Source organism: Salinibacterium sp. G-O1, assembly GCF_030063305.1.
In the GTDB taxonomy this organism is placed as follows: domain Bacteria; phylum Actinomycetota; class Actinomycetes; order Actinomycetales; family Microbacteriaceae; genus Rhodoglobus.
This window is the reverse complement of record NZ_JASISV010000002.1, coordinates 348617-363865: the sequence shown is the minus strand read 5'-3', so window position 1 is coordinate 363865 and position 15249 is coordinate 348617. Positions and strand designations below refer to the sequence as shown.

Genomic DNA, 15249 nt, shown 5'->3' with positions numbered 1-15249 from the left:
TCATGAGCATCAAAATTGTCGGAGCACAGCTGCCCGACGGAACCTCACAGGATCTCTTCGTCGAGAACGGCGTCTTTGTCGACGAGGGTTCGGCCGAGAGCACGATTGACGCTTCAGGTCTTATCGCCCTTCCCGGGCTGGTCGACCTTCACACCCACCTGCGCGAGCCTGGCTTCGAGCAGAGCGAGACCGTGCTCACCGGGTCTCGTGCCGCTGCGATCGGCGGATTCACGGCGGTCTTTGCCATGGCGAACACGCTCCCGGTGCAGGACACAGCCGGAGTCGTCGAGCAGGTGCAGTCTCTCGGAGACCAGCACGGCTACGTGACGGTGCGGCCCATCGGTGCTGTCACTGCGGGTCTCTCCGGGGAGCGCCTCGCAGAGATCGGCGCCATGGCGCAGTCGCGCGCGAAGGTACGTGTCTTCTCTGACGACGGCCAGTGCGTTCACGACGCGCTGCTCATGCGCCGCGCGCTCGAGTACGTGACGACGTTCGGGGGAGTTGTTGCACAGCACGCGCAGGACCCGCGGCTCACCATCGGAGCCCAGATGAACGAGGGCGCACTGTCGAACGAGCTCGGCCTTGCCGGTTGGCCCGCCGTCGCCGAAGAGTCCATCATCGCGCGCGATGTCCTGCTCGCCCAGCACGTCGGCGCCAGGCTTCACGTCTGTCACGTCTCGACCGCGGGTTCCGTTGACGTGATCCGCTGGGCGAAGGCTCGGGGTGTGGATGTCACGGCAGAAGTCACACCGCACCACCTCCTGCTCACCGAAGAATTGGTGCGAGGCTACGATTCACGCTTCAAGGTGAACCCGCCATTGAGGCGCGATGAAGACGTTCACGCCCTGCGCGAGGCTCTCGCCGACGGCACCATCGACATTGTCGCCACCGATCACGCTCCCCATCCCGTTGAGGCGAAGGATTGTGCCTGGGATGAAGCGGCCAACGGCATGGTCGGCCTCGAGTCTGCCCTGAGCGTTGTGCACGCCTCGGTGGTCGAGAGCGGCCTGCTCGGATGGACGGATGTTGCGCGGGTGCTGTCGTCCAAGCCCGCTCAGATCGGCCGGCTCGACGGATACGACTCGCCCTTCGCTATCGGGAGCGCCGCGAATCTGACCTTGTACGACCCCGCGGCCTCGCGCACCTTCGCCACGACACACCTGCGCGGAAAGGGAGTGAACTCCCCGTACCTCGGGCGTCAGCTGCCCGGCCGGGTCGTCACCACCATCCACAACGGCTATCTGACGGTGAGCGACGGTGAGCTCGTCGACGCAGACACTGTCGCACGTGATGGGGCAGCGCGTGGATAGAACCCTCCTCCAGGCCATCGTCCTCGTTTTCCTCGCGTCGCTGCTGTTGTTGATGTTCCTCGGCTGGCGCGCACGCCAGCGGCGCCAGCGTGATGTTGTGCCGCTCGTGGCCGCCCCGGCAGACCTCGGCAACACCCTGGCAAGCCTCACCGGTAAGTATGTAGCGACCACAGCATCCGGCAATCCGCTCGATCGCATCGCCGTGCACGGCCTCGGATTCCGCAGCAACGTCATGGCAGTGGTGGCTGATTCCGGCATCCTGCTGCAACTACCCGGCCGCGACCTTTTCATCCCGCTCGCCGATCTGCGGGACGTCCGCAGGGCCACCTGGACCATCGACAGGGTCGTCGAAAAAGACGGCCTCCATCTCATCGAGTGGATGCTCGGAGACCGCGTCGTCGACAGCTACCTCCGCATGGCGGAGCCAACAGAATTCGAGCAGGCCGTACGCAGCCTGCTCGCTAAGAGACAAGCCAACACAGTATGAAAGAAGGCCGCGTGAGTTTTGATCCAGCAGTCCTGGTGCTAGAGGATGGCACTCGCTATTCCGGACGCGCATACGGTGCCCGCGGGCGAACCCTGGGCGAGGTGGTCTTCGCCACCGGCATGACCGGCTACCAGGAGACATTGACCGACCCCAGCTACGCAGGCCAGATCGTGGTGATGACGGCGCCGCACATCGGCAACACCGGTGTCAACGACGAAGACACCGAGTCGTCCCGCATCTGGGTATCCGGTTTCGTCGTTCGCGACCCCAGCCGGGTCGTTTCCAACTTTCGCGCCACCGGATCGCTCGACGACCAGCTGGTGACCGAGGCTGTCGTCGGCATCAGCGGTATCGACACGCGCGCGGTCACCCGACGACTGCGGGATGCCGGATCGATGCGTGGCGGCGTCTTCTCGGGAGCGGACGCGGCCCTCGACGCCGACGCGCAGCTCGAGATCGTGCGTGCTGCCGGACAGATGGCCGGCCAGAACCTCTCTTCCCAGGTCTCCACGGTCGACGGCTATGTCGTGGCTGCCACCACCGCCAGCATTGGGCGGCTCGCCGTCCTCGACCTCGGCGTGAAGACCTCCACCATCAACTACCTCGCAGAGCGAGGCTTCGACGTGCATGTCATGCCACAATCGGTGTCGATCACCGAGCTGCTGGCCATCGACCCGGTGGCGGTCTTCTACTCGAACGGGCCGGGCGACCCCGCCGCATCGGACGGCCACGTCTCGCTGCTGCAGGAGGTGCTCAAGAAGGGGCTTCCCTTCTTCGGAATCTGCTTCGGCAACCAACTACTGGGGCGCGCACTCGGGTATGGCACGTACAAGCTGCCGTTCGGCCACCGGGGGATCAACCAGCCCGTCGTCGACGTTGCCACCGGCCGCACCGAGATCACCAGCCACAACCACGGTTTCGCCGTCGATGCTCCCATCGGCGTCATCTCGGACAGCCCGGCCGGTTTCGGGCGGGTCGAGGTGAGTCACGTCAACCTCAACGACAACGTTGTTGAGGGCCTCAACGCCCTCGACATCCCCGCGTTCTCGGTGCAGTACCACCCCGAGGCCGCAGCCGGGCCACACGATGCCAACTACCTATTCGATCGCTTCCGGGATCTGGTCCTGAAGAGCAAGGACAGCAAGTAATGCCTAAGCGTTCAGACATCAACTCAGTACTCGTGATCGGCTCAGGCCCGATCGTCATCGGCCAGGCCGCAGAATTCGACTACTCGGGCACCCAGGCCTGCCGCGTGCTGCGCGAGGAGGGCGTGCGCGTCATCCTCGTCAACTCGAACCCGGCCACCATCATGACCGACCCCGACTTCGCGGATGCGACCTACATCGAGCCGATCACGTGGGAGGTCATCGAGACCATCATCGCGAAGGAAAAGCCAGACGCGATCCTGCCGACCCTTGGCGGCCAGACGGCGCTGAACGCCGCGATCGACCTGCACAAGCACGGCATTCTCGAGAAGTACAACGTCGAACTCATCGGTGCAAACTTCGAGGCAATCAACAAGGGCGAAGACCGCCAGATCTTCAAGGACCTGGTCCTGGAGTGTGGCGCCGATGTCGCCAAGAGCTACATTGCGCACACCGTGGAAGAGGCGATCGAGTTCGCCGAAGATCTGGGCTACCCGCTCGTCATCCGGCCGAGCTTCACCATGGGTGGCCTCGGCTCAGGTTTCGCGTACGACCGCGACGAGCTGCGACGCATGGTCACCGACGGCCTGCACCAGAGCCCGACCACCGAGGTGCTGCTCGAGGAGTCGATCCTCGGGTGGAAGGAATATGAGCTCGAGCTCATGCGTGACACCGCTGACAACACCGTGGTCGTCTGCTCCATCGAGAACGTCGACCCGGTTGGCGTGCACACCGGCGATTCCATCACAGTGGCGCCGGCGCTGACCCTCACCGACCGCGAGTACCAGAACCTGCGTGACATCGGCATCGAGATCATCCGCGCGGTGGGCGTCGATACCGGTGGATGCAACATCCAATTCGCCATCGACCCGGCCAACGGTCGCGTGATCGTCATCGAGATGAACCCGCGTGTGTCGCGATCGAGCGCGCTGGCATCGAAGGCGACCGGATTCCCCATCGCCAAGATCGCGGCAAAGCTCGCGATCGGCTACCGACTCGACGAGATCCCCAACGACATCACGAAGGTCACTCCGGCCTCGTTCGAGCCGACGCTCGACTACGTCGTCGTCAAGGTTCCTCGTTTTGCCTTCGAGAAATTCCCGGCCGCCGACGTGCGCCTGACAACGACCATGAAGTCGGTCGGCGAGGCCATGGCGATCGGCAGAAACTACTCGACCGCCCTGCAGAAGGCGCTGCGATCGCTCGAGAAGCGCGGAAGCAGCTTCCACTGGGAGGGTGAGCCCGGCGACAAGGCGGAGCTGCTCGCCGTCTCGACCATCCCGACCGACGGCCGGATCATCACGGTGCAGCAGGCGATGCGCGCCGGGGCAACCACGGCCGAGGTCTTCGAGGCGACGGCTATCGACCCCTGGTTCGTCGACCAGATCGCCCTCATCAACGAGGTGGCTGCCGACATCGCGAGTGCTGCTGCACTCGACGAGTCAGTGCTCAGGCTCGCAAAGGACCACGGTTTCAGCGACGTGCAGATCGCCCAGCTTCGTGGCCTGACCGAGGCCGAGGTTCGGCAGTTGCGCTGGGAGCTGGGTGTGCGCCCGGTCTTCAAGACTGTCGACACCTGCGCTGGCGAGTTTCCGGCGCTCACCCCGTACCACTACTCGAGCTACGACCTCGAGACCGAGGTGACGCCGAGCGACCGTCGCAAGGTGATCATCCTCGGCTCTGGCCCGAACCGCATCGGCCAGGGAATCGAATTCGACTACTCGTGCGTGCACGCCTCGTTCGCGCTGGCCGACGCCGGCTTCGAGACGATCATGATCAACTGCAACCCCGAGACAGTGTCGACGGACTACGACACGAGCGACCGGTTGTACTTCGAGCCGTTGACCCTCGAGGATGTGCTCGAGATCATCCACGCCGAATCCCAGTCGGGCGAGCTCGTCGGCGTCGTGGTGCAGCTCGGCGGCCAGACCGCACTGGGGCTGGCGCAGGGACTGAAAGACGCGGGAGTGCCGATTCTCGGTACGACCCCGGAAGCGATCGACCTCGCCGAGGAGCGCGGGCTGTTCTCCAGGATCCTGGCCGATGCCGGCCTGATCGCCCCGAAGAACGGAACCGCCACCAACCGTGACGAAGCGATCTCGATCGCGGAAGACATCGGATACCCGGTGCTCGTGCGCCCGTCGCACGTACTCGGGGGTCGCGGCATGGAGATCGTCTACGACACCGAGTCGATGGCCGACTACTTCGAGCGCGTCAAAGACCAGGCGATCATCGCACCGGGGTCGCCGCTGCTGGTCGACAGGTTCCTCGATGACGCCATCGAGATCGACATCGACGCGCTGTACGACGGCACTGAGCTCTACATCGGCGGGATCATGGAGCACATCGAGGAGGCGGGCATCCATTCCGGTGACTCGGCCTGCACGCTGCCTCCCGTAACGCTGGGGCGCGACGTGATCGACCGTGTGCGCGAAGCGACGCGGGGGATCGCGGCGGGAATCGGCGTGCGTGGTCTCATCAACGTGCAGTTCGCCATCGGCCAGGGAATCCTCTACGTGCTCGAGGCGAATCCCCGCGCATCCAGAACCGTGCCGTTCGTCTCCAAGGCCCTCGGCATTCCGCTGGCCAAGGCCGCCGCGCTGGTCATGGTCGGCCGCGACATCCGCTCACTCGTCGCCGATGGCCTGTTGCCCGCGCAGGACGGATCAGTCGTCCCGATGGACGCCCCGGTGTCGGTCAAAGAGGCCGTGCTGCCGTTCAAGCGTTTCCGTACGGTTGAGGGAAACGTCGTCGACTCGGTTCTCGGCCCGGAGATGCGCTCGACCGGCGAGGTGATGGGAATCGACTCGAACTTCCCGAAGGCTTTCGCGAAGAGCCAGGAGGCGGCCTACGGAGGCCTTCCCTCGAGCGGAGCCGTCTTCGTGTCGGTCGCCGACCGCGATAAGCGCGCCATCGTGCTTCCGGTGCTCAGGCTCAGCCAGCTCGGCTTCAAGATTCTCGCGACCGAGGGCACCGCCGAGGTGCTCGCCCGCAACGGAATCGAGGCGAGGGTCGTGCGCAAGTACTTCATGGGCCAGGAGGTCAACGAGGCCGAGCCGTCGATCGTGGAACTCATCAACCAGGGCGAGGTCGACGTGGTCATCAACACCCCGAGCGGTCGAAGCGCTCGGGCCGACGGGTACGAAATTCGGATGGCCACGGTCGCGGCAGACAAGCCGCTCTTCACGACCATCGCCCAGGTCGGGGCCGCAGTGGCCTCGTTCGAGGCGATTCGCGACGGTTTCGAGGTTCGATCGCTGCAGGACTACGCGATCGACCGAGCGCAGCGATTGGCGGGGTCGGTAGCAAACCATGCTTAGTTTCGGCGAGCGGCTCGACGCTGTCTTCAGTGCCAGCGGCCGGTTGTGTCTGGGCATTGATCCGCACGCCTTCCTGCTCGACGCGTGGAACCTTCCAGATTCCGCGGCCGGCGCCCGCGAATTCGGGCTCCGGTGTGTGGATGTCGCGGCGGGTGTCGTCGGAATCGTCAAGCCGCAGGTCGCTTTCTTCGAGCGTTTCGGCTCAGCAGGGTTCTCCGCTCTTGAAGCCGTACTCGCCGCGGCGCGTGGAGCCGGGTTGCTCGTCATCGCCGATGCGAAGCGTGGCGATGTCGGTTCGACCGTCGCCGCGTACGGCGCTGCCTGGCTCACGCCGGGGTCGGCCCTCGAAGCCGACGCCATGACACTGTCGGCCTACCAGGGCGTGGGTTCACTCACCGACGTGATCAGCCTCGCCGACGCTGGCGGCAAGGGACTCTTCATCCTTGCGGCCACCTCGAACCCCGAGTCTGTCGACACCCAGACCGCCGTGCGCGACCGCGGACAGCACCGTGGTCGCACCGTCGCTGCGAGTATCGTCGGTGACGTGCAACAGCTCAACTCTTCTGCCTCGGGCCTCGGCTCTGTCGGAGTGGTGATCGGGGCGACCGTGCGGTCGGCCGACTACGGCATCGAGGCAACCAGTCTCTCGAAAACACCCGTGCTGGCACCGGGATTCGGTGAGCAGGGAGCCCTCATCGCCGACCTGCCCGCCCTCTTCGGCTCGGTGTCTGGCAACGTCATTGCAAACCTCGGTCGGAGCGTCCTGCGCGCCGGACCAGACGGTGCCCGATCCGAACTCAGCACGCAGGCCGCTGTTCTAGCCGAGGGAGTCGCACCATGAGCCCAAGACCGGCGCCGCCGGAAGTCGACAGAGCAGCAGCGGGTCGAGCAGCCATAGCCGCACGCCGCGCTCGGGCCGCCGTCAAGCAGTCCATCGCGTCGAAGCAGAAGACGGCACTGGCCGTGGCCCAGTCAGCCTGGGCCGACCCGGACAGCGCCGAAGCGAGCCTGCGCGTAACCGAACTTCTCACCAGCGTGCCGACCCTCGGGCCCACTCGCGTGGCGAGGGTCATGTTCGACCTGGGGATCTCAGACAAGAAGCGGGTGGGTGGCCTGGGTGTTCGCCAGCGCATCCGGCTTCGCGACTACCTCGTGCACCGTCAGGGTGCAGAACCGAGTCGCCTGATCGTGCTCGCCGGGCCAACGGCCGTCGGCAAGGGCACAGTCTCTGCTCACATCCGCGAGAACTATCCCGATGTCATGCTCAGCGTCTCGGCGACAACCCGCACGCCGCGGCCGGGCGAGATCGATGGAATTCACTATTACTTCGTGAGCGATGAGGAGTTCGATCGAAAGATCGCCGACAACGAACTGCTCGAGTGGGCCGTCGTCCACAACTCCTACCGCTACGGCACCCCGCGTCCACCCATCGACGAGGCTCTGGCCGCCGGGAAGCGCGTGATGCTCGAGATCGACCTGCAGGGCGCACGGCAGGTCAGAAGCGTGATGTCTGAGGCGCTTCTCGTCTTCCTGCTTCCACCGACCTGGGAAGAATTGGTGCGCAGGCTCATCGGCCGGGGCACCGAAAAACCCGAGGAACAACAGCGAAGGCTCGACACCGCAAGGGTCGAATTGGCCGCCCAGGACGAGTTCGACGCGAAAGTCATCAACCGAGAAGTCAGCCAAGCGGCTCAGGAAGTCGTAGAATTGATGGATGCGCCCATCGGCGCCCCGATTTCCCGCTGAGTTTCGCGGTCTTCGCACCATGCACTGTGCGCTTTGCAGTGCAGCACGACGTAATCCACACCAGGCAAGGAGCCTCCATGGTTGACAAGCACTCCGGCATCATTGACCCGCCGATCGACGAACTTCTCTCGAAGGTCGACTCCAAGTACCAGCTGGTCATCTTCGCGTCGAAGCGCGCCCGCCAGATCAACGACTACTACGCCGACCTGCACGAGGGAAGCCTCTTCGACAACGTCGGACCGCTCGTCGACTCGACCATCGAAGACAAGCCGCTTTCGGTTGCTCTTCACGAGATCAACGAAGACAAGCTCGAGCTCAAGCGCCTGAGCTCAGAGTAAGCACCACCGACTCGCAAGTGTCGGAGACTGGGTCGATGTCCGCTGGAGACACGCCGAGGCGGCTCAACGTAGTCGTCGGTGTCACCGGCGGCATCGCTGCATATAAGGCCGTCGGTATCGTCCGTGCCTTCGTGCTGGCTGGCCATGACGTCCACGTCGTGGCGACCGAGAACGCACTGCGGTTCGTCGGCAGGCCCACCCTTGAGGCCATCAGCCGAAACCTCGTTCAGTCCGACCTGTATGAGGGTGTCGCCGAGGTAAAGCACGTCGCAATCGGGCAGGCCGCCGATCTGATCGTTGTCGCGCCCGCGACCGCAAACTCCATCGCAAAAATCGCCGGAGGCTTCGCCGACGACGTGCTGGGCAACACGATTCTGGCAAGCAGCGCGCCGGTTATCATCGCTCCAGCCATGCACACCGAGATGTGGCAAAACCCGGCAACGCAGGCCAACGTGCAGCTGCTGCGCGACCGCGGGGTCGTCATCGTTGGCCCTGCCGTCGGGCAACTCACCGGCGCCGATTCCGGCCCTGGCCGCATGTCTGACGTCGACGACATCGTGGCGGCTGCGCTCGGCACAGTCACGGCTCAGGACCTTGTGGGACGCAGAATCCTCGTCACCGCCGGCGGCACACGAGAGCCGCTCGATCCCGTGCGGTTCATCGGCAACCGCTCGAGCGGCCGACAGGGCGTTGCGATCGCCATCGCGGCCGCGGCCAGGGGAGCCGAGGTCACGCTCATCGCCGCGAATCTCGAAGTCGAAAGCCCCTCATCCATCAGGGTCATCAGTGTCGGCACCACATCCGAACTTGCCGAAGCCGTCGCCACCGAAGCCCAGACCCATGACGTCGTGATCATGGCGGCCGCTGTCGCCGATTACCGGCCAGAGCACGTGGCGGAATCGAAGATCAAAAAGGACGCCCAGGGTGACGTGCTTGACCTCCGTCTGGTTCGCAACCCCGACATCCTGAAATCCATCGCCGAGCACAGGCTGCCGGGCCAGCTCATCGTCGGGTTTGCGGCAGAAACCGAACCGGATGACGTGAAACTTCTGGCCATCGGCCGCGAGAAGATCACGCGCAAAGGCTCCGATCTGCTCATCATCAACCGGGTCGGCTGGACCGAAGGCTTCGCGACTCAGAACAACACGATCTCCGTCATCGACAGTTCCGGCACCATCGTCGGCGAGGCGACCGGCACCAAGCTGTCGGTGGCGAACCGTATTCTTGACCTCGTGTCCGCACGATAATCACCCCTGGAGTTACACAGAATGAGTTCACCGCTGCGCCTGTTTACGTCCGAGTCGGTTACCGAGGGTCACCCTGACAAGATCTGCGACCAGATCAGCGACAGCATCCTCGACGCGCTGATCACCGTCGACAAGAACGCTCGCGTTGCGGTTGAAACTCTGGTCACCACGGGGCTCGTGCATGTTGCGGGGGAGGTCACCACCTCCGGCTACGTCGATATTCCCTCCATCGTGCGCAAGCGCATCTCCGACATCGGCTACAACTCGTCAGACGTGTGGTTTGACGGTCGCTCGTGCGGCGTATCGGTATCGATCGGCGGCCAGTCTCCAGACATCGCACAGGGCGTCGACAATGCGATCGAGCATCGCGAGCAGTCCAGCAGCGACGATGGCGACGTACAGGGGGCAGGCGACCAGGGGCTCATGTTCGGCTTCGCCACCAGGGAGACCCCTGAGTTGATGCCCATCCCGATCTGGCTCGCGCACCGGATGGCCGAGCGGCTCGCTGCGGTGCGGCACGACGGCGCGGTCGACTACCTCAGGCCCGACGGCAAGACTCAGGTCACCGTGGGATACGACGGGGTCGTCCCTCGCACGGTCGACACTGTCGTCCTTTCCACCCAGCACTCTCCGGATATCTCCACCGAGCAACTGCGTCGTGAGATCGAAGAACTCGTGGTGCGCCCCGTGCTTGCCACGTCAGGCCTCGATTCGTCGAACCTCAGGGTGCTCATCAATCCCACTGGTCGTTTCGAGATCGGTGGGCCGCAGGGCGATGCGGGGCTCACGGGTCGCAAGATCATCGTCGATACCTATGGTGGAGCGGCTCGCCACGGCGGCGGAGCGTTCAGCGGCAAAGACCCGTCCAAGGTTGACCGGTCGGCCGCGTACGCGATGCGCTGGGTAGCCAAAAACGCCGTTGCGGCCGGGCTCGCAGACAAGCTCGAAGTGCAGGTGGCGTACGCCATTGGGAAGGCATCGCCGGTCGGTCTCTACGTGGAGACCTTCGGCACCGCCCACGTCGACGAAGACAGCATCATCGACGCAATCAAGACCGTCTTCGACCTCCGCCCAGGCGCCATTGTGCGCGATCTCGATCTGCTCCGACCGATCTACGCCGCAACATCAACCTACGGTCACTTCGGCCGCGAACTGCCCGACTTCACCTGGGAGCGCACCGACCGCGTCGACGCACTGCGCGCTGCCAGCGGACTGTAGTGGCCGAGGCATCCACTACCGGGGTGCCCACTGTTTCCGAGGCGGCCAGCGCCGGGGCGTTGTCGGTAGCGAAAGTGCTCATCGACTCACCCCTTCCGCAACTCGACAGGCTCTTCGACTACGGCATCCCTGGCGCGATGGTCGAGGCTGCCATGCCAGGGGTGCGGGTCCGGGTTCCGCTTCGCTCGGCAGGCAGGGTCGCCGACGGCATCATCGTCGAGGTCTCGCCCCGGGGGGACTATGCGGGTGTACTCAGCGAACTCGACTCGGTGGTGTCTCCAATCAAGGTTCTTACGCCCGAGGTGTGGGCACTCGCCCGCAGAGCCGCTGACCGTGCCTCCGGCTCGGCAACCGACATCGTCAGGCTCGCGGTACCCAAGAGACAGGTCAGGGTAGAGACAGCGTTTCTCGCCGCAGACACCCCACCCGACGGCGAACCGGTCACTGCCGTCCCAATCGACGCGTATGGCCCGGGCGTGCTGGAAGGCGCGATAGCTGCGAACGAGCGACTCGCCATCGACGCCGTGCCACTGGTTCGTGAAGTGCATCCGCTCGATGCCGATCCCAGCTGGGCCGGCGGGTGGGCCGTCACGATGGCCGCCGCCGCTGCCGCCACGATTGCCGCGGGCCGGAGCGCGATCCTCGCCGTGCCCGACTATCGCGACCAGGAGCAACTGCAGTCGGCCCTGGCGGCCGTGCTGCCTGCCTCGAGCATCGTGAGACTGGATGCACGCCAGTCGAATCCAGACCGGTACCGCGCGTTCCTTCGGTGCCTCCAGGACGATCCTGTAGCGATCATCGGCAATCGCTCGGTCATCTACGCACCAGCGAGCAAGCTCGGTCTCATCGCACTGTGGGACGACGGGGATCCGCTGCACAGCGAGCCGTTGAGTCCCTACGTTCACGCGAGAGACGCGGCGCTCCTCCGCCAGGAACAGCAGTCGTGCGCGCTGATGTTCTTCGGCCACTCGCGCAGCACCGAGGTCGAGCGACTCGTCGAGATCGGCTGGGTGAGATCGGTGTCTCCCCGACCGTTGCAACTCCCGAAGGTCATCCCGACCTCGCAACAGTCCTCAAACGATCGCCTTGCCGCCCAGGCCCGGATTCCGTCGTCCGCCTGGAAGATCGCACGCACTGCTCTGGAGACTGGTCCCGTGCTTGTGCAGGTCGCCCGCCCCGGCTACGCGCCCCGACTTGCGTGCGCCGAGTGCCAGCAGACCGCCCGCTGCATGCGCTGCGAGGGTCCCCTGCTGCAGAAATCGGCCAGATCCACCCCGGCCTGCACGTGGTGTGGAGCGCTTGCTGCCGCCTGGAAATGCCAGCACTGCGAGGGCGAAAAGCTTCGATTCGTGGGTAACGGCAGCAGTCGGACCGCGGAAGACCTGGGTCGAGCCTTTCCGGGAATCCGCGTGATCGTGGCCGACGGCGACCACCCCGTGCAGACCGTTGGCTCGGGTCCGGCCCTGGTGATCGCGACGCGAGGCGCCGAACCGATCGCCGCGGGCGGATACCGGGCCGTCCTGCTGCTCGACGGCGAGCAAATGGCCGCCCGTGAGAGCCTGAGGGTGGGGGAGGACTGCCTGCGCTGGTGGTCCAACGCTGTGGCGCTTGCCGCCGGCGGTGCGCCGACGGTGCTCGTCGGGGTCGGAGGGACACTGGCATCCACCCTGGTGACCTGGCGGCAGGCCGATTTTGCCCGAGCCGAGCTCGCCGATCGACGCAGTCTGCGGTTTCCTCCTGCCATCAGGGTCGCCACCGTCACAGGCTCGGTGGATGCCGTCAGCGCCGCCGTGGCGGCGTCCGGCATCGCGGGCTCCGACGTGCTGGGCCCGGTGGATCTCGAGCCGCCGCTGGTGCGGACAATCCTCCGGTTCGACTATGCGCACGGCGCGGAGGTGGCGGCAGCGCTCCGGTCTGAGCTGATCCGTTCTGCGACGTCCCGTCGAAAACGCACCGGCTCGCGTCAGGGCTACGCTCCGGCCGCCCCCAGCCTTCGGATCAGGCTGGACGACGTCGAACCGTTCCTCGAATCGTGACCCGTGGCGCGGTCCGCCCGTGATTCGCGAGAGAATTGCGGGGATGTCTTCTTCACTGTCTCCCGCCCTCAGGATCGTTTTCGCCGGCAGCCCGGCCGCAGCCGTTCCCAGCCTTTCGCTGTTGGCCAGCTCGGGCCATGATGTCGCGTCGGTGATCACGCGCGCGGATTCACCCCAGGGGCGTCGTGGGGTGCTGACCGCGACCCCGGTGGCGGTTGAGGCAGAAGCTCGCGGCATCCCGGTGATCAAAGCCAACCGGCTGGCGGGCGAGGCCACCGAACGGGTGCAGCAGCTCGCACCGGATCTCGGGGTCATCGTCGCCTACGGCGGACTCGTCAGGGAGCCGCTGCTGTCGACCCCGCGGCTCGGCTGGATCAACCTGCACTTCTCGTTGCTCCCGCGATGGCGCGGAGCGGCTCCCGTGCAGCGCGCGATCATGGCCGGCGACGACATCACGGGTGCAACGGTGTTTCAGCTCGTTCCGGAACTCGACGCCGGCGACATCTTTGGGCGGATGACCGAAACCATCGGGGCCCAGCAAACCGCCGGCAACCTGCTCGGGTCACTTGCGGGTTCGGGCGCCGAACTGCTCATGGGCGTCGTGAACGCGCTGGCGGATGGCTCGGCCCGCAGCGAGGCGCAGGTCGGCGATGTGACCCTCGCCCCGAAACTTCACCTCGCCGACGGTGACATCGACTGGGCGCAACCCGCGACCACCGTGCACGCCATCATCAGGGGCGTCACACCAGAGCCGGGAGCCTTCACCATCGTCGACGGTGTGCGACTGAAGGTGCTCGACGTCGCCGTCGCGAGAGACGCGCCCCGCCTGCCTCCCGGGGTGATCGACCTCGTGGGCTCCGCGATTCTGATTGGCACCGCCACCGACCCGCTTGAGCTGGTCACCGTGCATCCCGCCGGTCGCAAAGCCATGGATGCCGCATCGTGGTGGAGGGGTCGCGCAGGAGCCACTGCCACAGCGACCATGACAACATCGACGGAGGCAACATCATGAGCCAGCCCCAACCAGCCCGGCGCATCGCGCTCGACGTGATCATGGCGGTACGTGACTCCGATGCCTACGCCAACCTGCTGCTTCCGGTACGCCTTGGCCGCGCCAAGCTGTCCGAGGCCGACGCTGGCCTCGCGACCGAACTGACCTACGGCACCCTGCGCATGCAGGGCTACTACGACCGGGTCATCGCGATGGCCGCCAATCGCAGCACAGACAAGATCGACCCGGCCGTCCTCGACGTGCTGCGGCTCGCCTGCCACCAGCTGCTCTCGATGCGTGTCGCCCAGCACGCCGCGGTCGACGAGTCCGTCGAATTGGCGAAGACCGTCGGCTCCAACTCCGCGGTGGGCTTCGTCAACGGGGTGCTGCGCACCATCACCCGCACCGACGCAGACACCTGGCGCGAGAGGGTGCTGGCCGAGGCGGAATCGGGGGAGGAAGCCCTCGCGTTCGAGTTCTCGCATCCACTGTGGGTCACCCGCGCGTTCAGGCAGGTGCTCGTCGCCGAGGGTCGTGAGGACGAACTTGAGGGTGCCCTCGCCGCCGACAATGTGGCTCCGAGGGTTTCGATCGCCGCCCTTCCGGATGAGTCGACAGTTGATGAGCTGGATGCCTATCCCGCCGCCTTCTCGCCGGTGGGGGCGATTCTCGACCACGGTGACCCGCTCAACCTCCCGGCGGTGCGCGAGGGGCGCGCCCGCGTGCAGGACGAGGGATCCCAGCTTGCCGCCCTCACCCTCAGCCGGGCCCGCCCGATTCGCGCGGGGGAGCAGTGGCTCGACCTTTGTGCCGGTCCCGGCGGGAAGGCCGCGCTGCTGGCGGCCGAGGCACTCGCCGGCGGCGCCATCCTGACGGCGAATGAGCTGGTGCCGGCCCGCGCGGAACTCGTGCGCAAGGCTCTGAACGTTTTCGACGCTCCCCCCGAGGTCTGGGAGCTGGACGGCACCGAGATCGGCGCCCTGTGCCCCAACTCGTTCGACCGGATTTTGCTGGATGCTCCGTGCACCGGTCTCGGCGCCCTGCGCCGTCGCCCCGAGGCACGCTGGCGCAAGCAGCCCAGCGACGTTGCCGGGCTCGGCAACCTGCAGGCGAAGCTGCTGAAGTCGGCCATTGCGGCGCTGAAGCCTGGCGGCGTTCTGGCCTACGTGACGTGCTCTCCGCACGCCGCCGAGACGAAGGCCATCGTGACGTCGGTGCTGCGCAAGGCCGACAACGTCGAGCGCATGGACACTCCGGCGGTGCTGCAGTCCATCGTCAAGGAGCCTCTCGACCTGCCCGACGCCACCCATGTGCAGTTGTGGCCGCATCGACACGGCACCGACGGCATGTTCATCCAGCTGCTCGCCAAGGCTTAACCGCCCGACCGGGCTCGACTGCGCTCGGTAGGCTC

General features: G+C 65.7%; 12 protein-coding genes. All 12 read left to right on the top strand.

Features of this window, described 5'->3' with window-relative positions; genetic code table 11:
* Positions 1–2: 2 nt before the first annotated feature.
* Entirely contained in the window at positions 3–1310 is a 1308-nt protein-coding gene (locus tag QMG83_RS08120; protein WP_283504871.1) for a dihydroorotase, read from the top strand.
* Positions 1303–1797 (top strand): PH-like domain-containing protein, encoded by a 495-nt coding sequence (locus tag QMG83_RS08115; RefSeq protein WP_283504870.1) that lies wholly within the window; start codon positions 1303–1305, stop codon positions 1795–1797. Before QMG83_RS08120 ends, QMG83_RS08115 begins: the two co-directional genes overlap by 8 nt.
* Positions 1794–2945, top strand: coding sequence for a glutamine-hydrolyzing carbamoyl-phosphate synthase small subunit (carA, locus tag QMG83_RS08110; protein WP_283504869.1), 1152 nt, complete (start codon positions 1794–1796; stop codon positions 2943–2945). Before QMG83_RS08115 ends, carA begins: the two co-directional genes overlap by 4 nt.
* Entirely contained in the window at positions 2945–6262 is a 3318-nt protein-coding gene (gene carB / locus QMG83_RS08105; protein ID WP_283504868.1) for a carbamoyl-phosphate synthase large subunit, read from the top strand. The genes carA and carB overlap by 1 nt, the downstream gene beginning before the upstream one ends.
* A complete protein-coding gene (pyrF, locus tag QMG83_RS08100; RefSeq protein WP_283504867.1) occupies positions 6255–7103 on the top strand; it encodes an orotidine-5'-phosphate decarboxylase in 849 nt (282 codons plus the stop codon). Before carB ends, pyrF begins: the two co-directional genes overlap by 8 nt.
* Positions 7100–8008: a guanylate kinase gene (gmk, locus tag QMG83_RS08095; RefSeq protein ID WP_283504866.1), complete on the top strand. Its 909-nt coding sequence runs from the start codon at positions 7100–7102 to the stop codon at positions 8006–8008. Before pyrF ends, gmk begins: the two co-directional genes overlap by 4 nt.
* Positions 8009–8085: 77 nt before the next feature.
* The gene (gene rpoZ / locus QMG83_RS08090) at positions 8086–8346 is read left to right on the top strand and encodes a DNA-directed RNA polymerase subunit omega (RefSeq protein ID WP_199279803.1); all 261 of its coding nucleotides are present in this window, start codon (positions 8086–8088) and stop codon (positions 8344–8346) included.
* Between the two features lie 35 nt (positions 8347–8381).
* Positions 8382–9593, top strand: coding sequence for a bifunctional phosphopantothenoylcysteine decarboxylase/phosphopantothenate--cysteine ligase CoaBC (gene coaBC, locus QMG83_RS08085; protein WP_283504865.1), 1212 nt, complete (start codon positions 8382–8384; stop codon positions 9591–9593).
* Positions 9594–9614: 21 nt separating this feature from the next.
* Entirely contained in the window at positions 9615–10811 is a 1197-nt protein-coding gene (gene metK / locus QMG83_RS08080) for a methionine adenosyltransferase (protein ID WP_283504864.1), read from the top strand.
* 23 nt (positions 10812–10834) lie between these two features.
* Positions 10835–12847, top strand: coding sequence for a primosomal protein N' family DNA-binding protein (locus tag QMG83_RS08075; RefSeq protein ID WP_283504863.1), 2013 nt, complete (start codon positions 10835–10837; stop codon positions 12845–12847).
* Between the two features lie 43 nt (positions 12848–12890).
* Positions 12891–13859, top strand: coding sequence for a methionyl-tRNA formyltransferase (gene fmt, locus QMG83_RS08070; protein WP_283504862.1), 969 nt, complete (start codon positions 12891–12893; stop codon positions 13857–13859).
* The gene (locus tag QMG83_RS08065) at positions 13856–15214 is read left to right on the top strand and encodes an RsmB/NOP family class I SAM-dependent RNA methyltransferase (RefSeq protein ID WP_283504861.1); all 1359 of its coding nucleotides are present in this window, start codon (positions 13856–13858) and stop codon (positions 15212–15214) included. Before fmt ends, QMG83_RS08065 begins: the two co-directional genes overlap by 4 nt.
* Positions 15215–15249: the final 35 nt, after the last annotated feature.